Source organism: Thalassospira sp. CH_XMU1458 (genome assembly GCF_037027205.1).
Taxonomy (GTDB): domain Bacteria; phylum Pseudomonadota; class Alphaproteobacteria; order Rhodospirillales; family Thalassospiraceae; genus Thalassospira; species Thalassospira tepidiphila.
The window spans coordinates 298,429-325,251 of sequence record NZ_JAYMDW010000002.1 but is presented as its reverse complement, the minus strand read 5'-3'; the positions used below and the strand labels follow the sequence as shown (position 1 = coordinate 325,251).

The window sequence follows — 26,823 nt, the reverse complement described above, 5'->3', positions numbered from 1 at the left end:
TGACCGACACCTTGCTGCGTTCTCTGCGCCGCACCTTGCTGTGCAATCCCGGCAAAATCATGGCCGCTTTTCGCCGGCCCTCTGATCAATCAATTATCGCTGTTGGTCGAAGAATAGATAACCTGACCAATAAGATCTTCAAGGTTTACCGACCCTTGGGTGAACTCAATTTCGCCACCGGCCTCGATCATGTCGATATCCCCGCCCGGCTCAAGAGAAACAAATTTGCCACCCAGCAATCCGTCAGACGCAATCTTGGCAGAACTGTCCATCGGCAATGCCAGATCGGACCGCACCGACATTTTGACGACTGCCATATATGTATCAGGATCAAGTTCCTGGGCGGTCACCGTTCCGACGGTAACACCTGAAACACGAACGTCATTGCCAACAACAAGACCATCTATGCGATTGAAGCTGGCCATGATTTCATAGCCTTCCACCGTACTGATCCCGGCGCGTGAATAGGAATAGGCCGCAAATCCGACCGCAACAGCGATCACGGCAGCACCGGCAATGGTTTCAATCAGTCTGTTGCTCATCGACCTTATCCGTTCTGTATCTCTTTGAGACGTATATTGTATTGCCCCGCCCCGAAAAACAACCACCCAAAAGACAACCGCCGCAAACGGGCCATCGGGAAACAGAATTCAGGCAAAACACATCCAAAACACAAACGGGCGCGAGTTGCCCCGCGCCCGCCTGTTAATCGGTATTCTTTCGGATCAATCAGCCTTCCGGCGACCAAGCCTGATAGTCACCGGTCGCCGGTGCACGCTTGCCACCACTATATTCATGGCCCTTCGGACGATAGGCATGCTTGGTGCCCGTCAGGTTCGGCTGGTGTTCTTTCTGCCAGTCATAACGGTCTTCGGCCTTTTCAGACAGCGGCGCATCAAGGGTGTAATGCAGCCAGGCATGCCATTCGGCCGGGACCTTGGATCCCTCGACGACACCTTTGTAAACAACCCAACGCTTGGTGCGACGACCCTTTGCCGGAGTCTTTTCGGTGTAATAGGTATTGCCGAAACGGTCTTCGCCAACGCGCTTGCCAAACAGCGCAGTATAAATACGGGTGCCGACGGTGGCCATGTTGGGTCTCTCTCCAGATCTGGTTTGTCCGCCTGCTTTACGCGATGGCGGCAAAAGGCAGTACAGCGTGTTTGGTGATACACCCTGTCAATCAAGTGACTTATATGTCGTGATGTTCGTGGAAAGTCAATGTTTCAGGCCCCCCGGCCTCAACAATCCCAAGACAATTTATATCTGTTCGTAAACCGCCTCCTCGCCCTGCGCCGCGCACGAATAAATCAGCGCCGGCCTTTGATGGAAATTTCCGTCTGAAAACAACCCACAACTGCTTGTAGGGCGACGACTCTTTGATCCATCTACATCTGGGGGCTTTGTCCACCTCCTTATCCACAATGCGCCCCATATATGTAGTAGGCCGTAACGCTTGATACCCTTGCCTTTTCACACAGATCCGAAACAAGACTTTCATATAAATATCAAACTGTTATCATTGGTTTCCATGCTACGAAAAACCATGCAGTGCCTAATTTTCAGCTTGGCACTGGAAATGGAATGAAAACGGCGTTAGCTTGATCAAACGTTGAGTGGGTTTAACGTGTTCCCACACAATATGTAGTCCGAGTCTTAGGACCGACACACAATCGCGCTGCGAAACAAATCGCAGTTTTCCGGGCCTCCCGGACCGATTCAGAGATTGTTAACGAGAATCCCACCAGCATCGAATCAACAAGACAGCAATCGACCCACTACATGTTGTGGTAAAAATTACTGTCAACCACAAAGATTAGTGGACTGTGGCGAAATTTTGCCATTATAGTCTTTCCCACGGACCGGATGGTTCCAAGGGGGGACCAAACCACCGAATACCCATACCTGCGGGCTCTGGAAATGCTGGAAAATATCGGCATCAGGGGCAGCGCAAGAGCATTGAGCAAACTATATAAAGTCAGGCGATGTTGGCGCATCACCAGATAGCGCCCTGTTACGTCTGATCAGAACCGGAGCAGACCATGCGGATTACCAGAAAATTCACTCAGGAAGGTGTCAGCCCTTACGCCGACATCGAATTTCGTAAGTTATCATCTGTCATCAAAAACCCGGATGGTTCCGTCGTTTTTGAGATGAATGACATCGACATGCCCGCCTCCTGGTCACAGGTCGCGAGTGACGTTCTGGCACAGAAATATTTCCGCAAGGCCGGTGTTCCGGTTGCCCTTAAACCGGTCAAGGAAAAGGACGTCCCGTCCTGGCTGTGGCGCAAGACCGCTGACACCGCCAAGCTTGACAAAATGCCGGCTGAAAAACGCTACATCAGCGAAACCAGCTCGACCCAGGTCTTTGACCGTCTGGCAGGCACCTGGACCTATTGGGGCTGGAAAGGCGGCTATTTTGACGCCGAATCCGATGCGCAGGCTTTCTTTGATGAAATGCGCTATCAGCTCTCCCACCAGATGGGTGCGCCGAACTCGCCGCAGTGGTTCAACACTGGTCTGCACTGGGCGTACGGCATTGATGGCCCGGCACAGGGTCACTCCTATGTTGATTTTAAAACCGGCGAACTGACCAAATCGGCCAGCTCGTATGAGCATCCGCAGCCGCATGCCTGCTTCATTCAGTCCGTTGCCGATGATCTGGTCAACGAAGGCGGCATCATGGACCTGTGGTCACGTGAAGCCCGTCTGTTCAAATTCGGTTCCGGTACCGGTTCTAACTTCTCCAACGTACGTGGTGGCGGTGAAAGCCTATCGGGCGGCGGTCGCTCTTCCGGCCTGATGAGCTTCCTGAAAATTGGTGACCGTGCTGCTGGCGCGATCAAATCGGGTGGCACCACCCGTCGTGCTGCCAAAATGGTTGTCGTTGATATCGACCACCCGGACATCGAAGAATATATTGATTGGAAAGTCGTCGAAGAGCAGAAAGTTGCTGCCCTCGTCGCCGGTTCCAAACTGGCTGAAAAGCACCTGACCGCTGTTCTTGCTGCTTGCACCAACTGGGACGGTGCTGCTGACTCCGAAGATCGCTTTGTACCGCGCGCCAACCCGCAGCTCAAAGAAGCTGTCTTGGCTGCCCGCGCTGTGATGATCCCGGATTCCTATATCAACAAGATCATCGAATTCGCCCGTCAGGGCTTCACCGAAATCAGCTTCAAGACCTATGACACCGATTGGGACTCCGAGGCATACCTGACCGTTTCGGGTCAGAACTCGAACAACTCTGTTCGTGTGTCGAACGACTTCCTTCAGGCTGTTCTTGATAACGGTGACTGGGAACTGATCCGCCGTACCGATGGCAAAGTTGCCAAAACCATCTCTGCCCGCGATTTGTGGGACAAGGTCGGTGAAGCTGCCTGGGCGTGCGCAGATCCGGGCATCCAGTACGACACCACGATTAACGAATGGCACACCTGCCCGAACTCGGGTCGCATCAATGCGTCCAACCCGTGCTCGGAATACATGTTCCTTGATGACACCGCATGTAACCTCGCATCGCTCAACCTGATGAACTTCCGTTCTGATGACGGCGGCGTCGATATCGAGGCCTATGAACATGCTGTCCGTCTGTGGACTGTTGTTCTCGAAATCTCGGTTCTGATGGCACAGTTCCCGTCTGACCGTATCGCAGAACTCTCCTATCGGTACCGTACCCTTGGTCTTGGCTATGCCAACATTGGTGGCCTTTTGATGAGCATGGGCATCCCGTATGACAGCGACGAAGGCCGTGCGATTGGCGCGTCCCTTACCGCGATCATGTGTGGTGTTTCCTATGCAACCTCGGCTGAAATGGCCAGCGAACAGGGTGCGTTCCCGGGTTATGCCGACAACGCGGCTGAAATGCTGCGTGTCATGCGCAACCATCGCCGTGCCGCTTATGGCGAACAGGAAGGCTACGAAGGCCTGTCGATCAATCCGGTTCCGCTGGTTGCGGCTGACAGCCCCTATGCCGATCTTCCGGTTGCTGCCCGTGCAGCCTGGGACAAGGCGGTCGAGCTTGGCGAAAAGCATGGCTACCGCAACGCCCAGACCACCGTTATTGCGCCGACCGGCACGATCGGTCTGGTTATGGATTGCGACACCACCGGTATCGAGCCTGACTTTGCCCTCGTGAAGTTCAAAAAGCTTGCTGGCGGCGGTTACTTCAAAATCATCAACCGCACCGTTCCGGTTGCGCTTGCAACGCTCGGCTATACCGAAAACCAGATCCGCGACATTGAAAAATACGCGGTTGGTCATGGCACCCTGGTTGGCTCGCCGTCCATCACCCATGATGACCTCAAAGCCAAGGGCTTTGACGACGACGCCATTGCCAAGGTTGAAGGTGCACTGAAGAACGCATTTGATGTCAAATTCGTCTTCAACAAATACACCTTTGGCGATGATTTCTGCGTCAACCAGCTCGGTCTGGATGCCAAGGCAATCAACAGCATGGACTTCGACATGCTAGCCGCCCTCGGTTTCGATAAAAAACAGATCGAACAGGCAAACACCTATGTTTGCGGTGCGATGACCCTTGAAGGTGCCCCGCATCTGCGTGACGAAGACCTTGCTGTCTTTGATTGTGCAAACCCGTGCGGCCGTATCGGCAAGCGTTACCTCTCGGCTGAAAGCCACATCCGCATGATGGCCGCGGCTCAGCCGTTCATCTCGGGTGCGATTTCCAAAACCATCAACATGCCAAGCAGTGCAAACATCCAGGATTGCAAAGACGCTTACATGCTGTCCTGGCGTCTCGGCCTCAAAGCCAACGCGCTGTACCGTGATGGTTCGAAACTCAGCCAGCCGCTGAACTCTGCCCTGGTCGAAGAAGACGATTACGCCGATCAGCCGACCGCTGCCAAGGCAGCCCACGCGTCAGAGCAGATCGTTGAAAAAATCATCGAACGCGTCATTCGTGGCGACCGTCGCTCCCTTCCGGGCCGCCGCAAAGGCTACACCCAGAAGGCGACCGTTGGCGGGCATAAGGTTTACCTGCGTACCGGTGAATACGAAGACGGCAAGCTTGGTGAAATCTTCATCGACATGCACAAGGAAGGCGCGGCCTTCCGCTCGCTGATGAACAACTTCGCAATCGCGGTGTCCATCGGCCTGCAGTATGGCGTGCCGCTCGAAGAATATGTCGAAGCCTTCACCTTCACCCGCTTCGAGCCGTCCGGCATGGTTTCCGGCAACGATGCGATCAAGATGGCAACTTCCATCCTTGATTACATGTTCCGCGAACTGGCGATCTCCTATCTTGGCCGTAACGACCTCGCCCACGTTCAGCCGTCCGACATCCTGCCGGATGCGGTTGGCGAAGGTGTCAGCGAAGGTGATCTTGGTGAAGAAGCCAAGAAAACCGGCGATCAGGCGATTGAAACCATCCGCAAGGTGGCATCAAGCGGCTTCGTGCGTCGCAACCTCTATGTGGTTGATGGCGGTGTTCAGACCGAAGAACGCGTCGTGGAAGTCAAATCCACCGGCACCGACGGTCATGGCCACAGCCACGAAACCACCGCAAGCGCGACCACCGCTGCACCGTCAGCACCGCAGAACAATGCGATCCTGACCACCAGCGAAGAAGTCATCGCCAAAACCGATGCCAAAATGGAACAGATCCGCGAAGCCCGCATGAAAGGCTACGAAGGTGATGGTTGCCCGGATTGCGGTAACTTCACCCTGGTGCGCAACGGCACCTGCCTGAAATGTGACTCTTGTGGCGCGACCACCGGTTGCTCCTAACACGTACAACAAAAAGCCCCTCTCAAATGAGAGGGGCTTTTTACGTTTTCGTATCATCCAACTAGCAACAGTTGCCTAATACGAAAAAAGCCGAAGCTAACAGCTCCGGCTTTACCCATGAAGTTCCAACCAAGGTACTTATGGGGACAAACTCACCGAGTTGGCTTGTTTGTACGTGAGAAATACGACCATTACTGATTCGAGATTGTTTGTCGAGCGGAACCTTGGTGCATCGGTATAAGGGGCTACCCAGCCGATTAAAAAGGTGAAAGCAATGCAACTTAAATACCACGACCTAAGTTACTGTTATGCTAATGACAATGTAGAAGTGTGTCTATCTGCTGCTGCAAATGTGCGATTGCTGGATAGCAACAACTTCTCCAAATATCGCCGCGGACAACGTTACCAATTCCACGGCGGACTTGCACGGCAATCTCCAGTGGTGTTATCGATCCCGAACTCCGGCCACTGGTATGTAGTTGTTGACATGCAAGGACTACGAGGTAGCGCGCGATACAGTGTAAGGAAACTCTGATCAGCAAACCGGCCGGGGATTTCCCGGCCGGTTTTGTTTTTGGCCCATTTATTGACGGAGTATTCCCATGTCCCTGCCCGTCCTCGACAACAACACCGCCCTCATCGTCCTTGATGTGCAAAAGGCCATTGATGATCCGCGCTGGAATTCCAAAAACAATCCCGGCTATGCCGATGTGATTGCAAAACTGCTGGCAGACTTTCGCGCAAGAAACCTGCCCGTCATTCACGTGCGCCACGAAGAAGCCAACCCGGCCTCAAGCTTCTATGTCGATGGCCCCGGCCAGCCGTTCAAGGACGAAGCCCAGCCCATCGACGGCGAAACCGTCATTGCCAAACAGCAAAACTGTGCCTTTGTCGGAACGTCGCTTGAAAAACATCTGCATGACCGCGGGATCAAACGCCTGATCTTTACCGGTGTGGTTATCCATAATTCCATGGATGTCACCATCCGCATGGCCCATTGCCTTGGTTTTGAAAACTGGCTTGTGCTTGATGCCACCACGGCGATTGATGTGACGGACGCCAGCGGCAAGACCTTCGCGGCACAGGACGTGTTTGATCTTTATGCCGCTGTACTGGCCTCGGAATATTGTTCGCTGACCCAGAGTTCTGATGTGATTTCCGCATTGTCCTGATCGAACATGCCCCGTCGGGAACAAGCTTGGGGATCGTGCGTTATCTTTTCTGTTCAATATGTTGGCGCCTGCCATGCCCCCTTGCACAGGGCGGTGCTAACCAAAACAGATAAAGACAGGAGCAAACATCATGTCCCTTGGCCGTATTCTGGGCGTTGTCGCCCTTGTAGTCGGTGTTGCCCTTTTGGTGACGGGCTATAACGCATCCGAAAGTGCTGTTGATCAGCTTTCGGAAACTTTCCTTGGCCGCTATACCGACGAAACGGTCTGGTATCTGATAGGCGGTGTTGCCAGCGCGATCGGTGGCTTGCTGTTGCTCATCATGGGTGGCAAACGATAAGATTTCCGCCACTGTCCACGGCACAGGCCCGTGGGCAGTGGCATCAATTCCCCGACTATCTTCTCTATCCTCATCAGACCGCCGCATTACGCCAGCGTATGCAGCCAGTGCTCATAGCGCTTATCAACACCATCACCAGCATGGTGCGCATGCGGCCGATGTCCGGCCCTGATATCACCTGGCGTGACACCGTATTTCGCGCGGAACGCCCGGATAAACCCGGCATCGGTTTCATAACCACATTCCAGCGCAATGTCATACAGTGACCGCCGCCGTTCTTTGGGATCGCCCAGCAGTTTCAAGGCATGGCGCAGCCGCATCTCACGCAGATAGTTTTTAACCCCGCCATGTTTTTCAAACAGCTGATACAGGCTTGATCGTGACAGGCCAAGGTCATTGGCGGCCTTATCCGCGGTCAATTCCGCCGTGAACAGATTTTGCCGAAAATATCGCCGGATCATCACACCTTTTTCGATATCACGGCGCATTGCATCGGTGGAACGGGTCCCTCCGTCTGCGGCATTCAGGCAGGCCGACAGCATCATGACGATCGTTTTCTGCAACACCGATATTTCGTGATCGGCAAGCTCGTTGATATAGCGATTAAGCGCCAGAATTTGCTGAAACAGGATGCTGACCAGCGGGTCACGCTCGGACAGAAAACGCAGATTGTGATCATCAGGATGAGTCAGGTGATCCTCGACCAGATGCCGTGGCAAAAACAGATGCATCGATTTAAAGCCATCGCTGGTCTGCGCCTCGGTCCGCTGTGAAAGATCAAGCAGCAGCAACCCACCGGGTTGAAGAACATCTCCGCCAATGCCGATCTCGGATTTTACCCCGCCATCGGTGTAAAGCTGGATGTTGTAATGATCCATGCCGTCGGCGGCGATCATTTGCGATGTGCGCGAAAAACTTTGTGAACAGCTTTGCGCCTCGATCATCAGAAGGTCGCGATGCCGCCATGAATTAAGGTTCGCCACAAAACCTGCCTTGCGGGTTTTGCGATCCATTTCGACACTGTAAATACAGTTGATGCTTTCTTTCCAGATCTCGAACTGTTTTGCTCTTGGCAGCTCGCCAAGCGAAAAACGCGACCTTTCAAGCAGCGCAGACTTGGGGTTTGTTTGATGCGTCATACCTTGACAGCCATATGTGGAAAACTCTTCCTGTTTTTACCCTGCGCCTATTTCTCCCGCTTTTCAATGGGCTTCTTATGCCAACGCATAGGGTCACCCTACTTTGCACCCCACCCAGAACTTCCCATTTTTGCGACGCGAACCCGCAGAAAATCTGGCTTCAAGGCCCCTTTCAGTGTTTCCCTGAGACAAACAAAACCGGAAAATGGCAACAGACTGTTGACGAACGGTGACTGGTCAAGGCCAGATGCGACACGCATATTCAATTCAAATGGTTGAATAGCCCGATGAGGTATTCCAATGACTGATCCATCAGCAAACACCGACAGCACTGCACAAAGCCTGGCGCCAATGTTTATTTCTCATGGCTCGCCAATGCTGGTGGCGCGTCAAAGCACCCCGGCTTTCCATTTCTTTGTCGATGAGCTTTCAAAACTGACCGATGGCGTGCGTGCCATTGTCATGATCTCGGCCCACTGGCAGACCGAACGACCGACCATCTCCACCGCGCAACGCCAGGAAACCATTCATGACTTCTATGGTTTTCCGCAGCCGCTTTATCAGTTGCATTACGATGTGGCCGGTGACCCGGAACTGGCAGCGCAAATCGCTGCACAAATCGGCAGTGAGACCGATGCCAAACGCGGCCTTGATCACGGGGCATGGATGCCAATGATCCTTGCCCGCCCGAATGCCGATATTCCGGTCTTTCAGCTTTCCATGCTGGGTCACGGTGGCCCGCGCGAACATTTCGAACTTGGCAAAAAGCTGCGCGGTTTGCGCGATCTGGGTGTTCTGGTGGTCGCAAGCGGTGCGATGACACACAATCTGCGTGCGCTTGATCGCAACGAAGGCGCGATTGACCCGTGGGCTAAGGAATTCACCAACTGGATGGTAGAAAAGATCAAGGCACGCGATATAAACGCCCTGCTTGATTACAGAAGCCTCGCCCCCCACGCCGCCATGGCCCATCCGGACGATGATCACCTGATGCCCTTCTATGTTGCGCTGGGTGCTGCATCAGATGATTTCGAACCCGATCTGCTTCATGACAGTTACGAGTTCGGCAACCTTGCCATGACCGCCCTTCGCTTCTACGATCAGGGTGAGCTCAAAACTGCGGCCTGACGGAATTCGATATTGATCCCGTCCGGCTGCCAAGCCGGACGGATGTCATGCTTTCGCAAGATCAGATCACTCTTGAAATCACCACCAGCGGTCAGGGATTGTACGAAGTCACCGAACCGATCCAGTCATGGGTGGCCGGGACCGGTCTGGCGCGCGGGCAACTGACCATCTTTGTCCGTCACACCTCGGCCAGCCTGACCATTCAGGAAAATGCCGATCCGGATGTCCGGTTTGATCTTGAAACCTTCTTTGGCCAACTGGTGCAGGAAAATCCCAGCCTCTATCGCCATACCTGCGAAGGTCCTGATGACATGCCCGCCCACATCAAGTCGGCCCTGACCGATGTGTCGCTGACCATCCCGGTATCCAATGGCCGGGCCGTGCTTGGAACGTGGCAGGGGATCTATCTGTTCGAACATCGCCGTGCGCCCCATCATCGCAAGGTCACCCTGCATCTGATCGGCGAATAGGCTTAGGCGATTATGTCGTTATGCCGCCAAGTGCGGCTCGGCCGCCCAAAGCCCTTTGACCTGTACTTCAAGCAATTCACGCAGGGTCCCGCACATATCCTCGCAGTCAAAATTCTGCGTGCTGAAATGCTCGTGAATGGTGAATAAAAACAGCGACATCAGGGTTTTCTGGATCAAAACCGGCGGCAAATCACGGTTGAGCTCGCCTGAAAGCTGCGCTTCCTCGATCAGGGCCTGAATGGCTGCAATCAATCCGCTGCTTTCCATAACGGCATGCACCGCCCCCTTTCTTGGTGAAAAGACAATCTGCTGCATGATCACCTGCCACAGGCCGGGATTAAGCCCCACCTGCGTGAAGCGATAGGACGCAACATGCATCATCTTGTCCACAAAGCACCATTCCGGGTCCATCGTATAAAGACCCTTTTCAATCGCCTCTGCCATCTGTTGCCCAACGCAGCAGATCAGAAGATCTTCCTTGGTCGGGAAGTGATTGAATATTGTTCCTTCGGCAACGCCGGCACGTTTTGCAATCTCTCGCGTGCTGACAGTGTCAAATTCCCCGGCACAGAAACAGTCACGCGCGGCATCAAGGACCTTCTGGCGCGTTTCTTCACGTCGCGCAGCTCGAATATTCATCAACGCCTCCGATTTAAATGAGCGCACTCACTGAGTGCACTCATTTAAATTACCGGATCGTGCATGTCAATTCCTGCCCAACGTCCTCATCGGCGTGCGGCGTGTATTACCGGCGCCCGACAGGTAGCAAAGATGTCTGTTTCCGGGCGATATAGTCCGGTCGCAACATGCATCGCGCCCAGCACGGTCGAAAACAGATTGTCATGCGAAAAGCGGCCCGTTTGTGCCTGCGCTCTCAGGCAATCGGTCTCGATCCGGTTGGCATCGACATAGCCGTCCGACATCCAGATCATCATCGGCACCTTGGTTTGTTCCGAGGGCGCGAGCATGTAGGGCGCACCGTGCAGATACAACCCGCCCTCGCCCAAGGACTCCCCATGGTCCGACACATAAAGCAACACCACGTTGTAATCATCCTGATAGGCTTTCAGCCGTTCGGTCAATTGGGCGACGACATAGTCGGTATAGCGGATCGTATTGTCATAGGTGTTGATCAGCTCTTCCGCGCTGCAATTTTCAATGTCACTGCGCGGGCAATCGGGGACAAACGCCCGATGCTCATCGGGATAACGCTTGTAATAGGTCGGCCCGTGACTGCCCATCAGGTGAAAGGTAATCAGTTGATCATGCGGTTCACCGGATGCGACTTCGTCGTCAAGGCCGCGCAGCATCACCTCATCAAAGCACGTCCCCAATGCGCAATCTTCGGGGAAATCATCGGGTGATATGTCGATATGGCGCACCCGGTCACACACCCCTTTGCAGCCCTCGTCATTTTCTTTCCACAGAACGTCGACACCGGCATGTGCCAGCACATCCATCAGGCTTTCACTATGGCGTGCGACGTCGCCGTCATACCCGGCATGATCCATCGGCGAAAACATGCAGGGCACCGAAACTGCGGTTGCCGTGCCGCACGATGACACATCCTGAAACGCCAGCATGCCGTCAATCTGGCTGGTAAAGGGCGATGTCGGGCGCGTGTAACCATTGGCGGCAACACTTTGGGCGCGTGCGGTTTCACCGATCACCAGAAACATCAAAGTCGGCTTGTCATCGCCGTCCTGCGCGACCCTGCGGGCATCCTGCCCGATGGTTTGAAAAGGCATGTCGGCATAAAGATATCGCCGCTTTACCAACTGGATTGTGCCGGCAATGTAGTTCGACGGCACAAGCTCCTTGCCCAGAACCTTGTGATTGCGCCCGACCGATGCATAATCCTTGAAATAAAGCGATCCGATCCCGCCCAACACCAAAAGCGGCAAGATCATCAAAACCAGCCGCTGCCCGATCCCGCGCAAAACGGTCTTCGGGAATTTAAGCGGCACAAGGATCAGTATCGCGGCTGGCAGAAGTCCGGTCACGGTAAACCACAATCCAGCCTGCAAATTGAAATACGAAAGCGCCTCACCCTGATTGGTCTCGACCACGTTTTCGATCATGCCGCGATCAAACACGATGCCGTATTTCAACATCGCATAATGCGCCAGCGCACCCGTGATTATCAGGAAAACAAAGAACGGCTTGAACAGATAGCGCCAGGAAAACGGCGTGAAAACAACAAGTGACGCACAGATCAGAACAAACGGCGCACTGATCGCAAAGCCCGCGTCATAATCGCCAAGGCCTGCCAGAATGCCGTAAAAGTGGCTTAGCACCTTCCAGTTCAGAACCAGCGTGAAATAGACCGCGAGTGTTAAAAGGCCAAATCGATAATCAATCGGTGAAAAGTGCAAAAAGGAACGAAGTCGACGCATCCGGGCATCCTTGGGGCAATGAACCATGCCCCTCGCATACCGTGCGAAGCTGACAACAAGCTGAAGTCACCCGGATTGCTTGCAGATCCGTCCGTCAGGCCGCCGCCCTTGCTTGTTTGTTGGCCCTCTTGCTGGCGCGCAGCCCCAAAAGGCTGTGAATGACAAGCGTGGTGATCACCACCGTCCCGCTGATCAGTGTCATTTCGTCGGGCACTTCATTGACAAACACCCAGACCAGAAACGATCCAAGGATCGCTTCATTAAGCATGATCAGGCTGACCTCGGCGGCCGGAATTTTCCGCGATGCATAGGCAATCAGCAGGAAGGACACCGGCAACACCCAAAAGCCCAGCATCAAAAGCCACACCCAGTCCAGACCAACTGGCGATAACGGTTCGGCACCGGGCAGAAGGATCAGGGTGACGACAAACGCGCCAAACAACATGCCCTTAAGCGCATCAACTTCGGGCTTGGCACCCAGCACATTGAAATAACCCGCCATACAGATCGCCGCCCCAAGGGCCAGCATGTCCCCCAGCGCGTTTTTCCCGCCAAACCCGGCACTGAACAGGCCAAGCAAGGCCACAAACACCACGACCGAGGCCACCCATGTCCGGATCGGCTGGGAACGCTTAAAGATAAACACGCCAATCAACCCGGCCAGAAGCGGTGTCGCGGCAATAATGATCAGGGTATTGGCGGCATCGGTATTGCGGACCGAAAACATGAAAAGCGTACAGGTCCCGCCGTAAAACAGACCGGTCAGCATCTCGAACCCGTTGGGCCGGATCGATTGCACGATGCCTTCACCCCGCTTGGCCCCGTTCCAAAGGGCCACCAGCAAAAGCGCCACGGTCAAGAAGCCCAGCCGCCAGAAAGCGGTTGTAAAATCATCGGCCGCAATCAGACGCAGCAAAAGCGCATCGGGCGACAGGATCACAACCCCCAAAAGGGCAATCCAGCCACCATGAACACTTCCGAACCGATCCCGCAACGTCATCTCACCCAACCCCTACGCGGTTTGCACCGCTTCAAAATCCCAAAAACAAGGCAGCAGGTTTTCGCCGTGCTGCCAATAGCCCATTGTTACGGGCCTTTCCCCTTATGGCAATTTGATTTTATGCGACTGTTTGAAAGGATCGCGCAAACACTTGCAGCAACGCCCCTGCGCCCGATTGCATCGATACAAAGAAACTGTTTTGTTTGCCCCGCAACCCCGATAAGTTGGGGGCAAATTTGAACATCTGCCAAGCAAAAGGATGGATCATCATGGCTGGTAAAATTGACGCTCATCTTGCCGATCTCGGCATCACCCTGCCGACTGCGACCGCACCGGTTGCGAACTATGTGCCCTATGTCATCTCGGGCAAACTGGTTCATATTTCCGGTCAGATCACCATGGAAAATGGCGAGTTGAAATTTATCGGCAAACTCGGTGCCGACTATGACGTCGAAACCGGTCAGAAGGCCGCCCGTCTTTGCGCGCTTAACCTTGTTGCGCAACTGAAAGCCGCCATCGGCGATCTTGATAAGGTCACCCGCGTTGTCAAACTGAATGCGTTTGTTAATTCCGCCCCCGACTTCACCGATCAGCCAAAAGTCGTCAATGGCGCGTCTGACACCATGGTGGAAATCTTTGGCGATGCTGGCAAACACGCCCGCTCGGCTGTTGGCGTTGCCGCCCTGCCGCTCGGTGTTGCGGTTGAAATTGATGGCATCTTCGAAATCGCCTGATCTTTAAATCAGCCGCCTGAATGCAACACCGATCAGCATCGCTGGTCGGTGTTTTCTTTTGCGCGATTACAACTGATGGAAATGGGTGCGCACCATCTCGGCAAACACGTCGCGCACTTCGTTATGTGCACCGGCCTTTTCCATCAGGCTGATCGCGAACTTTGGCAATTCCGGCAATGCATCATCGCGGCCCAGTGCTTCAAGATCATCGGGGATCGTGCCGACCAGAAACGCCGTGATCGACAAATCCGATCGCACCGTTGCCGCCGTTGCTTCGATATTGCCGCTTTCAAATACGCTGCGCCAGGCAATCCCCGCCTGATCAAGCGCATCAATCACCGCCGGTCGAAACGCACATTCACGACTGACGAGCGACACCGGCAGCGGGCGCTTTGTTTGGGCCTTGCCTGATTTCGCCCCGACCCAGACCAGCGGCGCAATTTTCAGGAAATCACCCGTCATCTGCCCGACCGGCTCCTCAACGAGCGCAATATCAATCTCGCCACTATTGACCATGCTCCGCAATTCTTGGGAGCTATGACACCGCAGCGAAAGCTCGATCCCCGGATAGTGGTCGCAAAATTTGCGAAGTGGCGTGCGCATAAACGTGCCGACAAGATCATAAGGGATACCGACGGTAAGCTTGCCGACATGCCCTGCCCCGGTCATGTCCTGCCAAATCTCGTCATTGAGCAAAAGCATCCTTTGCGCCTTGCGCAGCAATTGCTCCCCATTCTGGGTCAGGCGCAATCCCTTGCGCGCGCGTTCAAACAACCCGCACCCGAATGCGGTTTCAAGCCGCTTGATCTGCTGGCTGACCGCCCCTTGCGTCAGGTTAAGCACTTCTGCCGCACCGGTCATGCTGCCGGTTTCCGCCACGGTCACAAAGGCGCGCAACACCGCCACATCAAGGTTTCGCATGATATCCCCACCGATCCGGCCACAACATGATCAACACCAACAGCATTATCAAATGTAATGCCATCCATAATGAACATTCGCTTTTCTGATGCAAAGAATTGTTTTCTGATGTCCTCTGCCGCCTGGGCAAAGCGCCACCACAGGACGATAGAATGATCGAAACACTGCTGCCCGTTTTATCCTTTACCCTGGCCGCGGCTCTGTCGCCCGGCGGGGCAACGACGCTTGCCACCGCATCAGGTGCGCAGTTCGGCTTTCGCCGTTCGGTGCCGTTCATCATGGGTATTTCAATCGGCATGCTGACACTCGCAGCCGCGGGCGCGCTTGGGCTGGCGAATTTGCTGCGCGCCTTTCCGGCAATTGAGCTCATCACCAAACTGATCGGCACCAGCTATCTGGTGTGGCTGGCTTTCAAAATTGCCATGGCCACGCCACCACCCACCTCGACGATTGCGCGCAACATTGATCAGGACACCCCGACAGACAGCAAACCGATCCCGTTTCTTGGCGCCTTTGGCCTGCTGTGGCTGAACCCTAAAGGCTGGGCTGTCACCATCGGCGCGGCGGCATCCTTTTCTGCCATCGCACAGGACCCGACCGAACTTGCGATTATTCTGGGCAGTGCCTTTGCCTTTTCCGGTCTTTTGTCGATGGCGCTTTGGTGCGCACTGGGCTTAAGCCTGTCGCTGTTACTCACATCGGATTGGCAATGGCGCACAGTCAATGTCGCGCTTGGCGCGCTTCTGATCGCCTCGATCATTCCAATGTGGCTCTAAAATCGCCTTGACCTCAACCCCGGTTGAGGTCGGACAAGGATCGCATCACATCCATTTGGGGAAATAGAATGCGCGTCTTTGTCACCGGCGGAACCGGCCTGATCGGATCGGCCATCGTTGAAAAACTGATCCGTCATCAACATGATGTCCTGGCACTTGCCCGATCACGCACCAGCCACAAAATGCTGGCCGACCTCGGTGCAACGCCAATCCGGGGCGATATCACCAACCCGGTCGCGTGGGTCAACGACCTGCCCGATGTTGATGCCGTCATCCATACGGCCTGCGATTTTTCCGATCAAATGCCACGCATTGATGCCAATCTGCTCGATCACCTGATCCCGGCCCTCCATCGCATGCCAGGCATGGTGCGCTTCCTCTATACCGGTGGCGTTTGGAGCTACCCGCAAACCAAACCGGGACAGATCGGTGACGAAACACTGCCCTTTGCCACTTTACCGGCATTTGACTGGATGATTGCCGGGTTGAACCGCATTCTTGGCGATAAAAAACTGCACGGCATCATCATTCATCCGGGATGTGTCTATGCCACCGGCCGCCATGGGCATACCGGTCTGTTTGAACGCGCCATCACATCTGCCCAAAGCAACAAGGTGATTACCATTGTTGGCGGCGACCATATTGATCAACCGATGGTCCACACCGATGATCTGGCCGATCTTTATTACCGTGCACTGACCAATGCCAAACCCGGTTCCAGCTATATCGGGGTTGCGATCAACGGTGTTTCAAACGCTGCTGTTGCCAAGCTGATCGCCAGACATTTCGCCATTGAAAACTGCCAGTTTGAAACGATCAGCACACAAACCGCGATGGCCCGTTATGGGGATTGGGCAGACGGGCTTGCTCATCATCAACATCTCGGCAGCACCAAGGCCATGCGTGAATTGGGCTGGGCCCCGAAACACCTTGATATCGAACAGGACATCAAGGCGTGTGCCACTGCACTGACGGCCCAAAGTTAACGATATTAACTTTCCGTGCTGATGGTCTTGAGGCCAACCACCCCGCCAATGATCATCAGCAACAATACCGCCTTAACCGCGGTCATCGGTTCCTTCAGGAACAACCAGCCAATCAGGGCGACCGATGCCGTACCCAGCCCGGCCCACACCGCATAGGCCGTTCCGACCGGAATGATGCGCAGCGTCATCGACAAAAACCAGAAGCTCAAGCCATAAACGCCAAGGCTTAATACCGTAAAACGCCAATCGGTAAATCCATCCGAGAATTTAAGCGATATCGTCCCGATCACTTCAAGACTGATCGCAATAAACAGATATACCCAGGCGAGCATGATCTTATTCCTTGTTTTTGGGGTGGTGGCGGAAGGCGCTCCCAAAATGGCCCAATTTTCCTTATGGGGCAATCCCCGTGCCCGCGCTCATTCCCGCCCGCGAAAATCACCTTGCCGTAATCTGGATCAAAACGGATGGCAAAATCGTTGCGTATAGTGACCCAACAGGGCACATTGCCCGCAACGATTTGCCGGTCATGGCCGCACAGATGCGTGCCGCGATATCCGGCCAGAGAATGGGATAAACAGTCATGATCGAAACCGATATTCTGATTGCAGGCGGCGGGATCGCCGGAATGAGTGCCGCGGCGCGTTTTGCCGCCGATGGCCATCAGATCGTGATTGTCGACCCGGCCCCTTCTGACATCGGCGAAGGTACCGATTTGCGCACCACCGCCTTCCTTGAGCCGGGCATCGAGACGCTTAAAAAAGCTGGCGTCTGGGATGCAATCAAACCGACCGGGGCGGAACTTCGCGTCATGCGCATTGTCGATGCCGGTGGTGCGGAGCGCACCCCGCGCGAAACCGCCGACTTTGATGGTTCTGAAACCAAGAACGGTTTCTTTGGCTGGAACGTCTCAAACAAGGCCGCCCGTGTGGCCCTGATGGCGCGCCTGGCCGAACTGGACAATGTCGATTTCCGCTTCTCGACCACCGTGACGGCGTTTAAAGGCACGTCCCGCTTTGGCGAAGTAACGCTTTCGGATGGCCAGACCGTGCGGGCCAAAGTCGTCATTGCCGCCGATGGTCGCAATTCATCCTTGCGCGACATGGCCGGGATCAAACACAAACGCTGGGCCTATGATCAAAGTGCGCTGGTGTTTGTCGTCACCCACAACAAACCACATGACAACATCTCGACCGAAATTCACCGTACCGGTGGTCCGCTGACCCTCGTCCCCATGCCCGACCTTGATGGCAAGCCCTGCTCGTCCGTCGTCTGGATGGTCCCGGCAGCCCGCGCCGATGAACTGAATGCCATGAGTGACGAGGCCCTGTCGGCCGAAATCACCCATGACACCATGAACCTGTTTGGCCCACTGACAATCGCAAGCCCGCGCGCCGTCTGGCCGATGATCTCGCAAGTGCCGTCGCGCCTGATTGCCGCCCGCCTTGCCTTGATAGCAGAATCCGCCCATGTCGTCCCGCCAATCGGCGCGCAGGGGCTTAATATGAGCCTGCATGACATCGAAACCTTGGCCGAGCTGATGGCCAAGGCCAAACTGCATAATGAGGATATCGGCGCCACCCCGCTTCTGAAATCCTACGAACGGCGCCAGTTGCCCAAAACCGTCATGCGGGTCGGCGGCATTGATCTGCTCAACCGCGCCTCAATGTTCGAACCCAAAACACTCCGCGACCTGCGCTATGCCGGCCTCACCGCGATTAACCGCATCGGCCCGCTTCGCAAACTCGCCATCAAGGTCGGGGTGGGAAAATAAGCCCACCACCCTTTTTCAGACAATCAGCTTGCCATTCTCGTCAAAGAACGGATGTGGCCCGTCATATTGGTCGACATAGGCCAGATGGGTCAGAAGGCATTGCTGCTTTTCATCCCAGCGATGCAAATGCATCGCTGGCGGTTCCATGGTAAAGGCCGACGGTCCGTCATCGCGCAAATCCAACGCGACCTGATGGGCGATTGACGGCGCAACAATCAACGGCACGCCTGCCCATCGTGTATGGATCGGACGGTGCAGATGGCCACACATGATCGCCTGAATGCGGTCTTTATGCGCCAGCACGATCTGGGCAAATGTCTCTGCCCCGCTTAACAGTCTCTGATCATCCATATGCTTGATCCCGACCGCGACCGGCGGGTGATGCACAAACAAGACACAAGGGCGATTATCGCCATCATGCAGTGTGCGCTCCAACCAATCCAATCGGGCTGAACACAATTTGCCCTCTGGCCGGCCTTCATCAAGGCTATCAAGCGCAATCAGCCTGACCGGTCCGGCATCAATCACATAATTGATGAACTCCACCCCATCCTCGATGGGCATGGCATCCGCAAAGGCCGCGCGCAATGGCGCACGCTGATCATGGTTGCCCGGGATCATGTAAAACGGCACCTCAAGTCCGCGCAGGATGTCTTGCACCAGCGCGTATTCTTCGGCTGTTCCCAGATCACCAATATCTCCGGTAAACAAAACCATGTCAGGTCTTGGCACCATGGTGTTGACGCGTTTCACCGCCCATTCAAGGGCCGTTGCCGTATCCACCTTGCGATAGGCCAGACGCCGTCCGGCACCGATATGCAAATCGGTTAGTTGCGCAATAAGCATGCTTTTAAAGTCTCTCGTATCTTGAATTTCTTGTTCGTGTTGGGACTGGAAACCGTCAGCGTGCGGCAAACACAGTGAGACGTTCGGGCACCAACCGGCAATGCACCGTCTCGCCCGGCGTCATGTTTGTATCCGGGTCGGCATCAACCAAAACCGCATCTTCGCCGATACCCGAAACCGTCACGCGGAGCCGTTCCCCCAAATAGGAAACAGCCTCTACCCTCGCGGTAAAATGCGCATCATCGGGCGCACACAGCATAAGCCCATCTGCCCGGAAATAGATCTCCGACAGGCCATCTGTGGCGGGGTTGGCGTTCCATGCACGCGACACATCAACATCCACACGGCCCAGCAACGCCCGCCCGTTTTCGATATCGACCTTCAGGCAATTACTCGCTCCGACGAAGTCGGCCACAAACGGGGTTTTCGGCGCACGATAAATTTCCTGTGGTGTCCCGATCTGCGCGATTTCACCCTTTTGCATCACAACGATCCGGTCGCCCAGTGCCATGGCTTCTTCCTGATCATGGGTAACGTAAATCGCTGTGATGCCAAGCTTGCGCAAAAGTGCGTTGATTTCGGTCCGCAACCGCACGCGGAGCTTGGCATCAAGGGCTGTCAACGGCTCGTCGAGCAGCAAAACACGCGGGCGCGGTGCGATGGCGCGCGCAAGGGCCACACGCTGGCGCTGCCCACCGGAAAGCTGATCAACCCGGCGATTGGCCAGCATGTCGATATGCATCATTTCCAGCATCTCGCGCACGCGCTGGTCGCGTTCGGCTTTGCCAACCTTTTGCACCTTAAGGCCATAGGCCACGTTTTCGGCCACCGTCATATTGGGAAACAGCGCATAGGACTGAAACACCATGCCCACCCGACGCTGCTCAATCGACTGTCGGGTCACATCGTCGTCGCCGAAATGAATTGCACCACCCGCATCGGGGAACTCCAGCCCGGCAATCATGCGCAAAATCGTGGTTTTGCCACAGCCCGACGGGCCCAGCAGAACCAGCGTCTCGCCCGCCGTGATCGACAGATCGAACGGCATCAGCGCGCGCGTGCCATCGGCAAAAGTCTTCGCACAGTTTGTCAGCGCAATCCCAGTACCGGCGTCTTGCGCCTGCGCAGCCTGTTTTTGGGAAGTGGTCATTATTTATCCTCCGCCGTCGCGCGTGCAGGCTTGCTGCCGCGATTTGCCAGTATTTGCATGGCAATCAGCAACGGCATGATCAGTACAAAGAAAATCAGGGTATAGGCGCTGCCGATCTCAAGCCGCATGGAGGCATAAGCATCCGCAAGCCCGACCGGCAGCGTTTTGGTCAGCGGCGTGTGCAACATCCAGGTCAGGTTGAACTCCCCGACCGAAAGCGTGACCACCATCAATGCACCGGCCAGAATGCCGGGCTTGGCATTGGGCACGATGACCGTGAAAAACCGCCGCCAGAACCCGGCTCCAAGGCTTGCCGCCCCTTCTTCAAGGGTTTTCATATCCATCGCCGACATCACGGCTGCGACAGATCGCACCATGAATGGCAGGGTAAACAACACATGCCCGGTCAGGATGAAAAGCCAACTGGATCGATATCCACTGACCCCGCCATAGGTAATCAACAGTGCGAGCGCCAAGGCCAGACCCGGGATCGCCACCGGCAGTGTCAGCAATTCTTCAAACAACCGGGTGGCCCGGCCGGGCTTGCGCACCAGAACATATGCTAACGGCACACCGGCAATCAGCGTCACGAACAGGCAGGCAATCGCCAGCCACAATGACAAGAAGATGCTTGATGCATAAAGGTCCCAGACCTCGAATATCCAGCGCAGCGTCAGGCCCGAAGACAATCCCTGAAACACATTAACGGTTACCCCGGCAAGGGCCGACATCACGATCGGCACGACGATAAAAAGACACAGCAAAATGGTCAGGCCAAGCTGCGCGTAAAAGATACCTGTGCGTCGCATATCATGCCCCTCCACGCACCGGCAGGCTTTTGCCCTCGCCGGTAAAGCTGCGCACCGCAGCCAGACACGCCCAGGTGATCAGGCCCAAAACAATGCTAAGGGCAGCCGCCACCGGGATATTGGCGTTCCGTGTAAACTCGGTATAGATCACCATCGGCAACACATCGATATCGGTCGCCAGCGTAAAGGCCGTGCCAAACGCGCCCATCGCCGTTGCAAAGCAAATGGCCCCTGATGAAATCAGGCCGGGCATGAGGCCGGGTAAAATCACGTCGCAAATCACACGAAACCGCGATGCACCAAGCGACCGCGCCGCTTCTTCAAGCTGCAGGTCAAGCTTCTCGGCAGATGCCATAACCGCCAAGATCACGCGCGGGATCGAAAAATACAGATAGCCGATAAAAAGCCCGGCAATGTCATAGGCAAAGACAAGTTTGGACCCAAAGGCCGCATCCGTAAGCCCGCCAATCACACCTTGGCGTCCGGCCAGCATGATCACCATGAAGCCAACCACCGTGCCCGGAAAGGACAGCGGCAAGGTCAATGTCCCGATCAAAATACTGCGCCCGGCAAATCTGTTGCGCACCAAAAACAGCCCGACAATCGCACACAGGATCAACGCCATCACCGTAACGCCTGCCGACATCGCAAGCGTCTGGATCAGACTTTCCAGATAGCGCGCATTGGTCAGGATCAGAAGATACGTCCCCCAGCCCTCCGGCCCGTTGCCGACTTCGACCGCAACACGCGCAAGCGGGATCAAAAAGAACGCCGCAACAATCACAAGCCCCGGGATCAGCAAGACCGTCAGGATCGCCGGGCTTGCGGCCGCTGCGCGCGGGGTTAAAAAGGATGAAAGCAAGGAAGGGCGCGAACGCCCCTCCTTCAAATCAATGTCCATCGACACCTTAACGTACCTCGGCCAGATAACGGTCAGAGAATCCGGTCTGTACGGTTGCCATCTTGGCGTAATCAACCGGCTGGGAACGGGCATAGTCGGCTTCCGGCAGGAACTTGGATGCCGCTTCTGGCGACATTGCACTCGGGATCACCGGACGCAGGAAGGCATTTGCCCAATGGGACTGGCCTTTGTCCGACATCACGTAATCCAGAACCTTTTTGCCGTTCTCGCCATGCGGGTTGTTGGCAACCAGGCTCATGACATACGGCACCGTAACCGTGCCCTCGGACGGGATGACGAATTCAACATTCGCGCTGTCTTTGTATTTCGCGCGATAGGCGTTGAAATCATAATCAAGCAGGATCGGAATTTCCCCCGACAGAACACGTGCGTAGGCGGTCTGTTTCGGCACAATCGGATCGTTTTCCTTCAGCTTCTTGAAGAACTCGATACCCGGCGTGAAGTCATCAAGTGACCCACCCATGGCACGGTTGATCGCAACCGCACCGGCATATCCGACAAAGGCGCTTGATGGGTCAAGATAACCAACCATGCCTTTGTATTCCGGCTTCAAAAGGTCGTTCCAGCTCTGCGGGACCGGCGCGCCGTCAAGGGCGTCAACATTGACAAACAGGCCAATCGTGCCGGAATGGATCGCAAACCATGCGCCGTTCGGGTCTTTCAGACCATCCGGGATGGCATCGAAATTGGTCGGCTTGTAGTTCTGAACAACACCGGCTTCATTGGCCTTGATGCCAAACGACACACCGTAATAGGCAACATCGGCGACCGGGTTTTCTTTTTCCGCCAAAAGCTGCGACAGGGTCTGGCCCGAGTTTTTGTTATCCTGCGGGACATCAATGCCCAGATCTTTCGAAATATTCTTGAGCTGTCCGCCCCAGTCAGCCCATTCCGGCGGGCAGTTATAGCAAATCGCTGCTTCATCAGCGAAGGCAGGCTGTGCCGCCGTGGCAGCAACCGCAAGGCTCACACCCATGACAAGTTGTTTGAAACGCACTTTTGATCTCCCTATAATCGGGGTGATGACTGATGCCGGGCGGGTCCGATCGACTCACCCGTGCTAAGTTGATGGGGCAAAAGCAAACTTTGCGGTTCTGTCTGCCCCCGTATCAGGCCCAGCAGGAATGCAAGCGCCTGCTGGCCCATCTTCTGGGTGGGTTGAACGGCCGAACACAGTTTCGGTGTGATCAGCCCACCCACCGCAATTCCGTCAATGCCCCCGACTGACACATCCCCCGGGACCGAAAGCCCATAGGTGCGGCATGCGCTGATTGCGGCAATCGCCAGCATGTCAGTCGAACAGACAAGACCCGTGACCGCGTCCGGCCCGGTCAGAAAACTCTCAAGGATGCCCTCAAGATCGGTCTCGCCAAACCCGACCTGACACAGGCGCGGGGCCGCCATCGCCACCTCGTCCTTTTGGTGTGCGTCGTTAATGGCCTGACAGAACCCGTCATAACGCTGGCGCGAACGGTCCGAACTTTCAAAATGGCCGGCCACCATCGCAAGCTTGCGATGCCCCTGCGCAATCATCGCCTGCGTGATGTCATAGGCCGACTTGGCGTTATCAACACTGATGGACGCCACGTCGGTTCGGCTTGGCTGGTTAAACAGCAACACGAACGGGATGTTTTCACTGATCAAAAGATCGATCACGCGATTATCATCGGCATTCGCCAGTGTCAGGATCAACCCGTCCACCCGGTTATTGAGCAATGTCGAAACCGCGCCCAATTCGCGTTCCGGATCATATTCCGATGACGTCAAAAGAACGGTCAGGCCATCCTCATGGGCGGCCTGCTCGATCCCCTGGACCGACGTTGCAAAAACCGGGTTGGCCATGGTTGGCACCAAAACCCCGACAGACCGCGTCTGCGCCATCTTAAGGCGTCGGCCATTCATGTTTGGCCGATATTTCAGATACGCCATGGCCGCACGCACACGTTCAACCGTTTCAGTCGGAACCTCATCAGGGCAATTGATCACCCGTGATACGGTTGCGATTGAAACGCCGGCCTTGGCGGCGACTGTGCGCATGGTGGGTTTGGGTGTCATCTGCAACAAAACTCCTTCGACGGGCCAAACCATACCCAACGAAGAAGTCACTTCGATAACACTTGTGTTTCCGTTTTATGAACATTTGAAACGTTTACAATGGCGGAAAACTGCCATTTATGACGTTTCGATCTCAAAACATAAAACGGTAATCCCGCGCCATGATCGCAAATCTTCAACCCGGTTTTCCGGGGTTGCATTGCTGGTCAGACGTTTTATGGGGGCTGTTTGTGCGCTTAGCTTTGATGCAAACGAAGTTCGGCCATGAAGCCGTCCGCATGATCCGGGCGCGGGGAATAAAGCTTGAGCTCTGCCTTCGTATTGCGCGCAATCGCCTCGACAATCGCCAGACCAAGACCTGATCCGTCGGCCTTGTTGCTCGATCGTTTGAACCGGGTGGTCAGTTGGCTGAGTTCTGCGGGGCTAACAGGCGCGCCGCCGTTTGACACCTGAACGATGTGATCCTCGATCACGCGGATATCGACGGGTTCTTCATCACCACCATATTTCAGGGCATTTTCAATCAGGTTGCGCATGCAAATCGCAAAGGCATCAAGGTCAATATTGGCCGATAATGTCGCCAGATTTTCCGTATCAAAGCGGATATGCGCGCCTTCCATCCCGGCCCGTCGAATGTCTTCGATCACCAGATTAAGCGTCGGGCCAAGGTCCTGATTTTGCCCCGTCGGGCTAAAGCCACCGCTTGATTCCGCGCGTGCCAGCTGCAAAAGCTTTTCGGACAGCCGCGACAGGCGTTTAAGCGCCTCTTCCGTCTGAACCGCGCGCTTGCGGGCCGCGTGCCCCGCGGGCAGTTCTGCCAGCAGCCTTTGCGTTTGCGCCAGCGCCACGGCAATCGGGGTGCGCAATTCATGCGCACTATTGGCGGTAAAGCTGCGCTCGACACTGAGTGCCGCCTCAAGCTTCCCCATCAGCCGGTTGACCGCCGTTACAATGGTGCTGATTTCTTCAGGGGCTTCGTCCTGCTCAAGCGGTTGCAGATTGCCTTCGCCGCGTTCCTCGATTTCGTCACGCACGCGTTTGATCGGTTTCAACCCGCCGCGCAGCACGACAATCAATTGAATGATCACCACCGGGATCAAAAGCGCAATCGGCAGGAACTGGGCGAGAACACTTTCCATCAACGCCTCGCGCCGATGTTCAAGCGGCTCTGCCACCTGGATCACCCGCTGTCCGCCCAGCAGAACCGCACTGTAAATGCGGAAATCTTCCTCGTTATAAAATCCCTCGACCAGGGGGGCTTCAAACGGTTCTTCCTCAGCGTTGAACGACCGCAGCAAAAGCCGCCCGCCACCATCACGCACGTGATACATCAGGTAATCTTCGCCAAGTTCCTCGTCCCCGTCGCCATCGCCATGATCATCGGTCAGGATCTCCCCCATGGCCGGGCTTGGCAGGACTTCTTTCGGGCTGCCACCCTTATGATCCTTAAGGTACTCATCAATCAGCGGAGCATAGCGATAGGCCGTGGTGACAAGGCTGTTATCAAACGCTTCCTGCATTTCATGATACATCGTCATCGCCGCAAGGACCGAGCCCGCCAGCCAGAACACCCCAACCGTAAGCGTCAATCGCCGGGTCAGGATCGCTTGTAAACTTCTGTTGGGATTTTTGCCCATGGCGTTGCTTATCCCTCAACCCGATAGCCGACACCGCGCACGGTCTTGATGACATCGCGGCCAAGCTTGCGGCGCAACCGGCTGACATAAACCTCGACCGTGTTGCTTTCGATCTCGGCCCCGAATTCATAAAGCGCTTCTTCAAGCTGGCGTTTCGAAAGTGTCTGTCCCGGCCGTTTGACCATCTGATCAAACAGAGCCCATTCGCGCGATGTCAGGTCAATCTGCGCCCCGTCGCGCAAAACAGACCGCCCGGCAAGATCCACCTCGACCCCGCCATCAAGTTCCACAAACGGATTGGGGTTGCCGCTATAGCGCCGCGATACGGCGGCCAGGCGTGCAGATAACTCATTGAGGTCGAACGGCTTGACTAGATAATCATCCGCCCCGGCATTCAAGCCCTCGATCCGATCCGAAATCTGATCCTGTGCGGTCAGGATAATGCATGGCGTGGCCGATCCCTTGCGACGCAAATCGCGCAGCAAATCAAGCCCCTTGCCATCTGGCAGGTTGAGGTCCAGCAGCAACACATCATAGTTGGTCCCGCGTAGCATGATCTCGGCATCGACCACACTTGCGCTGTGATCAACCGCCTCACCGCTTGCCAGCAAATGATCGCGCACCGCGTCTGCCAGCATCAATTCATCTTCGACCAGAAGAATACGCACCCCAACCTCATCGCAAAGCTTTGCACAATCGGCCTTGGTTAAGGACGTTTCCTGACAGTGTGCTGAACGGTGAAAAATGTCTGGTTCAGGTTGCTGTCAGGGAAGAACGCCATACTCCGCACCGATCATGACATATCCCCTATCTTATGAAGG

Annotated in this window: 26 protein-coding genes; 10 read left to right on the top strand and 16 right to left on the bottom strand. The window is 55.3% G+C overall.

The genetic code is table 11. The annotated features are described in order from the left end of the window. Nucleotides 1–89: 89 nt before the first annotated feature. Nucleotides 90–542, bottom strand: a complete 453-nt coding sequence (mlaD, locus tag WBY09_RS08835) for an outer membrane lipid asymmetry maintenance protein MlaD (protein WP_008891460.1) — start codon at nucleotides 540–542, stop codon at nucleotides 90–92. A gap of 187 nt (nucleotides 543–729) precedes the next feature. Continuing rightward, nucleotides 730–1,092, bottom strand: a complete 363-nt coding sequence (locus tag WBY09_RS08830; RefSeq protein ID WP_008891459.1) for an NADH:ubiquinone oxidoreductase subunit NDUFA12 — start codon at nucleotides 1,090–1,092, stop codon at nucleotides 730–732. A gap of 950 nt (nucleotides 1,093–2,042) precedes the next feature. Between WBY09_RS08830 and WBY09_RS08825 the strand changes: the two genes are divergently transcribed. The 4 genes from WBY09_RS08825 (at nucleotide 2,043) to WBY09_RS08810 (ending at nucleotide 7,259) form a co-directional block, all read left to right on the top strand. Then, entirely contained in the window at nucleotides 2,043–5,747 is a 3,705-nt protein-coding gene (locus tag WBY09_RS08825) for a vitamin B12-dependent ribonucleotide reductase (RefSeq protein WP_336232547.1), read from the top strand. 274 nt (nucleotides 5,748–6,021) lie between these two features. Next, nucleotides 6,022–6,282, top strand: a complete 261-nt coding sequence (locus WBY09_RS08820; RefSeq protein WP_336232546.1) for a DUF1883 domain-containing protein — start codon at nucleotides 6,022–6,024, stop codon at nucleotides 6,280–6,282. Nucleotides 6,283–6,349: 67 nt separating this feature from the next. Beyond that, a complete protein-coding gene (locus WBY09_RS08815; RefSeq protein WP_336232545.1) occupies nucleotides 6,350–6,919 on the top strand; it encodes an isochorismatase family protein in 570 nt (189 codons plus the stop codon). A gap of 130 nt (nucleotides 6,920–7,049) precedes the next feature. After that, nucleotides 7,050–7,259: a DUF3185 family protein gene (locus tag WBY09_RS08810; RefSeq protein ID WP_336232544.1), complete on the top strand. Its 210-nt coding sequence runs from the start codon at nucleotides 7,050–7,052 to the stop codon at nucleotides 7,257–7,259. A gap of 86 nt (nucleotides 7,260–7,345) precedes the next feature. On the opposite strand, the gene WBY09_RS08805 is transcribed toward WBY09_RS08810, so the two are convergent. Then, nucleotides 7,346–8,398 carry a helix-turn-helix domain-containing protein gene (locus WBY09_RS08805; RefSeq protein ID WP_336232543.1) on the bottom strand — a complete coding sequence of 351 codons (1,053 nt, stop codon included), beginning with the start codon at nucleotides 8,396–8,398 and terminating at the stop codon, nucleotides 7,346–7,348. Nucleotides 8,399–8,698: 300 nt separating this feature from the next. Here WBY09_RS08805 and WBY09_RS08800 point away from each other — a divergent pair, with 300 nt between their 5' ends. Together WBY09_RS08800 and WBY09_RS08795 are read left to right on the top strand one after the other, a co-directional pair. Beyond that, nucleotides 8,699–9,526 carry a DODA-type extradiol aromatic ring-opening family dioxygenase gene (locus tag WBY09_RS08800; RefSeq protein WP_336232542.1) on the top strand — a complete coding sequence of 276 codons (828 nt, stop codon included), beginning with the start codon at nucleotides 8,699–8,701 and terminating at the stop codon, nucleotides 9,524–9,526. A 47-nt stretch (nucleotides 9,527–9,573) separates the two neighbouring features. Beyond that, nucleotides 9,574–9,996 (top strand): secondary thiamine-phosphate synthase enzyme YjbQ, encoded by a 423-nt coding sequence (locus tag WBY09_RS08795; RefSeq protein ID WP_063087246.1) that lies wholly within the window; start codon nucleotides 9,574–9,576, stop codon nucleotides 9,994–9,996. Between the two features lie 18 nt (nucleotides 9,997–10,014). Here the strand turns inward: WBY09_RS08795 and WBY09_RS08790 are convergent, their stop codons facing one another. From WBY09_RS08790 to WBY09_RS08780, 3 genes are all read right to left on the bottom strand, one after another. Continuing rightward, nucleotides 10,015–10,635, bottom strand: a complete 621-nt coding sequence (locus tag WBY09_RS08790; protein ID WP_336232541.1) for a TetR/AcrR family transcriptional regulator — start codon at nucleotides 10,633–10,635, stop codon at nucleotides 10,015–10,017. 86 nt (nucleotides 10,636–10,721) lie between these two features. Continuing rightward, on the bottom strand, nucleotides 10,722–12,392 hold the full coding sequence (locus WBY09_RS08785) for a phosphoethanolamine transferase (RefSeq protein WP_336232540.1): 1,671 nt from the start codon (nucleotides 12,390–12,392) through the stop codon (nucleotides 10,722–10,724). A 94-nt stretch (nucleotides 12,393–12,486) separates the two neighbouring features. Continuing rightward, complete coding sequence (locus WBY09_RS08780) at nucleotides 12,487–13,392, bottom strand: DMT family transporter (RefSeq protein WP_197145159.1); 906 nt, start codon at nucleotides 13,390–13,392, stop codon at nucleotides 12,487–12,489. Between the two features lie 269 nt (nucleotides 13,393–13,661). Between WBY09_RS08780 and WBY09_RS08775 the strand changes: the two genes are divergently transcribed. Continuing rightward, complete coding sequence (locus tag WBY09_RS08775; protein ID WP_008891448.1) at nucleotides 13,662–14,126, top strand: RidA family protein; 465 nt, start codon at nucleotides 13,662–13,664, stop codon at nucleotides 14,124–14,126. A gap of 66 nt (nucleotides 14,127–14,192) precedes the next feature. Here the strand turns inward: WBY09_RS08775 and WBY09_RS08770 are convergent, their stop codons facing one another. Further along, nucleotides 14,193–15,047 (bottom strand): LysR family transcriptional regulator, encoded by an 855-nt coding sequence (locus WBY09_RS08770; RefSeq protein ID WP_197145160.1) that lies wholly within the window; start codon nucleotides 15,045–15,047, stop codon nucleotides 14,193–14,195. 152 nt (nucleotides 15,048–15,199) lie between these two features. Here WBY09_RS08770 and WBY09_RS08765 point away from each other — a divergent pair, with 152 nt between their 5' ends. After that, complete coding sequence (locus tag WBY09_RS08765; protein WP_336232539.1) at nucleotides 15,200–15,823, top strand: LysE family translocator; 624 nt, start codon at nucleotides 15,200–15,202, stop codon at nucleotides 15,821–15,823. A gap of 68 nt (nucleotides 15,824–15,891) precedes the next feature. Continuing rightward, nucleotides 15,892–16,809, top strand: a complete 918-nt coding sequence (locus WBY09_RS08760; RefSeq protein WP_197145162.1) for an NAD-dependent epimerase/dehydratase family protein — start codon at nucleotides 15,892–15,894, stop codon at nucleotides 16,807–16,809. A gap of 5 nt (nucleotides 16,810–16,814) precedes the next feature. On the opposite strand, the gene WBY09_RS08755 is transcribed toward WBY09_RS08760, so the two are convergent. After that, a complete protein-coding gene (locus WBY09_RS08755; RefSeq protein ID WP_062957772.1) occupies nucleotides 16,815–17,141 on the bottom strand; it encodes a DMT family transporter in 327 nt (108 codons plus the stop codon). A 251-nt stretch (nucleotides 17,142–17,392) separates the two neighbouring features. Here WBY09_RS08755 and WBY09_RS08750 point away from each other — a divergent pair, with 251 nt between their 5' ends. Continuing rightward, on the top strand, nucleotides 17,393–18,583 hold the full coding sequence (locus WBY09_RS08750; protein WP_336232538.1) for an FAD-dependent oxidoreductase: 1,191 nt from the start codon (nucleotides 17,393–17,395) through the stop codon (nucleotides 18,581–18,583). 15 nt (nucleotides 18,584–18,598) lie between these two features. Here the strand turns inward: WBY09_RS08750 and WBY09_RS08745 are convergent, their stop codons facing one another. The 8 genes from WBY09_RS08745 to WBY09_RS08710 form a co-directional block, all read right to left on the bottom strand. Further along, nucleotides 18,599–19,429 carry a phosphodiesterase gene (locus WBY09_RS08745; protein ID WP_336232537.1) on the bottom strand — a complete coding sequence of 277 codons (831 nt, stop codon included), beginning with the start codon at nucleotides 19,427–19,429 and terminating at the stop codon, nucleotides 18,599–18,601. A gap of 55 nt (nucleotides 19,430–19,484) precedes the next feature. Then, nucleotides 19,485–20,579 carry an ABC transporter ATP-binding protein gene (locus WBY09_RS08740; RefSeq protein WP_336232536.1) on the bottom strand — a complete coding sequence of 365 codons (1,095 nt, stop codon included), beginning with the start codon at nucleotides 20,577–20,579 and terminating at the stop codon, nucleotides 19,485–19,487. Beyond that, nucleotides 20,579–21,388 carry an ABC transporter permease gene (locus tag WBY09_RS08735; protein WP_336232535.1) on the bottom strand — a complete coding sequence of 270 codons (810 nt, stop codon included), beginning with the start codon at nucleotides 21,386–21,388 and terminating at the stop codon, nucleotides 20,579–20,581. Before WBY09_RS08735 ends, WBY09_RS08740 begins: the two co-directional genes overlap by 1 nt. Before the next feature lies 1 nt (nucleotide 21,389). Next, the gene (locus WBY09_RS08730) at nucleotides 21,390–22,289 is read right to left on the bottom strand and encodes an ABC transporter permease (RefSeq protein WP_336233057.1); all 900 of its coding nucleotides are present in this window, start codon (nucleotides 22,287–22,289) and stop codon (nucleotides 21,390–21,392) included. Nucleotides 22,290–22,296: 7 nt separating this feature from the next. After that, nucleotides 22,297–23,307 carry an ABC transporter substrate-binding protein gene (locus WBY09_RS08725; RefSeq protein WP_336232534.1) on the bottom strand — a complete coding sequence of 337 codons (1,011 nt, stop codon included), beginning with the start codon at nucleotides 23,305–23,307 and terminating at the stop codon, nucleotides 22,297–22,299. A gap of 11 nt (nucleotides 23,308–23,318) precedes the next feature. Then, nucleotides 23,319–24,365 (bottom strand): LacI family DNA-binding transcriptional regulator, encoded by a 1,047-nt coding sequence (locus WBY09_RS08720; protein ID WP_336232533.1) that lies wholly within the window; start codon nucleotides 24,363–24,365, stop codon nucleotides 23,319–23,321. 236 nt (nucleotides 24,366–24,601) lie between these two features. Next, nucleotides 24,602–26,002, bottom strand: a complete 1,401-nt coding sequence (locus tag WBY09_RS08715) for an ATP-binding protein (RefSeq protein WP_336232532.1) — start codon at nucleotides 26,000–26,002, stop codon at nucleotides 24,602–24,604. A gap of 8 nt (nucleotides 26,003–26,010) precedes the next feature. After that, on the bottom strand, nucleotides 26,011–26,670 hold the full coding sequence (locus tag WBY09_RS08710; RefSeq protein ID WP_336232531.1) for a response regulator transcription factor: 660 nt from the start codon (nucleotides 26,668–26,670) through the stop codon (nucleotides 26,011–26,013). Nucleotides 26,671–26,823 lie beyond the last annotated feature (153 nt).

What these genes read in the sequence shown, in the direction of transcription:
- WBY09_RS08800 (WP_336232542.1), top strand. Translation starts at nt 8,699, where the DNA reads ATGACTGATCCATCAGCAAACACCGACAGCACTGCACAAAGCCTGGCG.
- mlaD (WP_008891460.1), bottom strand. Translation starts at nt 542, where the DNA reads ATGAGCAACAGACTGATTGAAACCATTGCCGGTGCTGCCGTGATCGCT.
- WBY09_RS08735 (WP_336232535.1), bottom strand. Translation starts at nt 21,388, where the DNA reads ATGCGACGCACAGGTATCTTTTACGCGCAGCTTGGCCTGACCATTTTG.
- WBY09_RS08805 (WP_336232543.1), bottom strand. Translation starts at nt 8,398, where the DNA reads ATGACGCATCAAACAAACCCCAAGTCTGCGCTGCTTGAAAGGTCGCGT.
- WBY09_RS08830 (WP_008891459.1), bottom strand. Translation starts at nt 1,092, where the DNA reads ATGGCCACCGTCGGCACCCGTATTTATACTGCGCTGTTTGGCAAGCGC.
- WBY09_RS08720 (WP_336232533.1), bottom strand. Translation starts at nt 24,365, where the DNA reads ATGACACCCAAACCCACCATGCGCACAGTCGCCGCCAAGGCCGGCGTT.
- WBY09_RS08810 (WP_336232544.1), top strand. Translation starts at nt 7,050, where the DNA reads ATGTCCCTTGGCCGTATTCTGGGCGTTGTCGCCCTTGTAGTCGGTGTT.
- WBY09_RS08715 (WP_336232532.1), bottom strand. Translation starts at nt 26,002, where the DNA reads ATGGGCAAAAATCCCAACAGAAGTTTACAAGCGATCCTGACCCGGCGA.
- WBY09_RS08745 (WP_336232537.1), bottom strand. Translation starts at nt 19,429, where the DNA reads ATGCTTATTGCGCAACTAACCGATTTGCATATCGGTGCCGGACGGCGT.
- WBY09_RS08780 (WP_197145159.1), bottom strand. Translation starts at nt 13,392, where the DNA reads ATGACGTTGCGGGATCGGTTCGGAAGTGTTCATGGTGGCTGGATTGCC.
- WBY09_RS08755 (WP_062957772.1), bottom strand. Translation starts at nt 17,141, where the DNA reads ATGCTCGCCTGGGTATATCTGTTTATTGCGATCAGTCTTGAAGTGATC.
- WBY09_RS08730 (WP_336233057.1), bottom strand. Translation starts at nt 22,289, where the DNA reads ATGGACATTGATTTGAAGGAGGGGCGTTCGCGCCCTTCCTTGCTTTCA.
- WBY09_RS08785 (WP_336232540.1), bottom strand. Translation starts at nt 12,392, where the DNA reads ATGCGTCGACTTCGTTCCTTTTTGCACTTTTCACCGATTGATTATCGA.
- WBY09_RS08775 (WP_008891448.1), top strand. Translation starts at nt 13,662, where the DNA reads ATGGCTGGTAAAATTGACGCTCATCTTGCCGATCTCGGCATCACCCTG.
- WBY09_RS08815 (WP_336232545.1), top strand. Translation starts at nt 6,350, where the DNA reads ATGTCCCTGCCCGTCCTCGACAACAACACCGCCCTCATCGTCCTTGAT.
- WBY09_RS08795 (WP_063087246.1), top strand. Translation starts at nt 9,574, where the DNA reads ATGCTTTCGCAAGATCAGATCACTCTTGAAATCACCACCAGCGGTCAG.
- WBY09_RS08760 (WP_197145162.1), top strand. Translation starts at nt 15,892, where the DNA reads ATGCGCGTCTTTGTCACCGGCGGAACCGGCCTGATCGGATCGGCCATC.
- WBY09_RS08770 (WP_197145160.1), bottom strand. Translation starts at nt 15,047, where the DNA reads ATGCGAAACCTTGATGTGGCGGTGTTGCGCGCCTTTGTGACCGTGGCG.
- WBY09_RS08820 (WP_336232546.1), top strand. Translation starts at nt 6,022, where the DNA reads ATGCAACTTAAATACCACGACCTAAGTTACTGTTATGCTAATGACAAT.
- WBY09_RS08750 (WP_336232538.1), top strand. Translation starts at nt 17,393, where the DNA reads ATGATCGAAACCGATATTCTGATTGCAGGCGGCGGGATCGCCGGAATG.
- WBY09_RS08790 (WP_336232541.1), bottom strand. Translation starts at nt 10,635, where the DNA reads ATGAATATTCGAGCTGCGCGACGTGAAGAAACGCGCCAGAAGGTCCTT.
- WBY09_RS08765 (WP_336232539.1), top strand. Translation starts at nt 15,200, where the DNA reads ATGATCGAAACACTGCTGCCCGTTTTATCCTTTACCCTGGCCGCGGCT.
- WBY09_RS08740 (WP_336232536.1), bottom strand. Translation starts at nt 20,579, where the DNA reads ATGACCACTTCCCAAAAACAGGCTGCGCAGGCGCAAGACGCCGGTACT.
- WBY09_RS08825 (WP_336232547.1), top strand. Translation starts at nt 2,043, where the DNA reads ATGCGGATTACCAGAAAATTCACTCAGGAAGGTGTCAGCCCTTACGCC.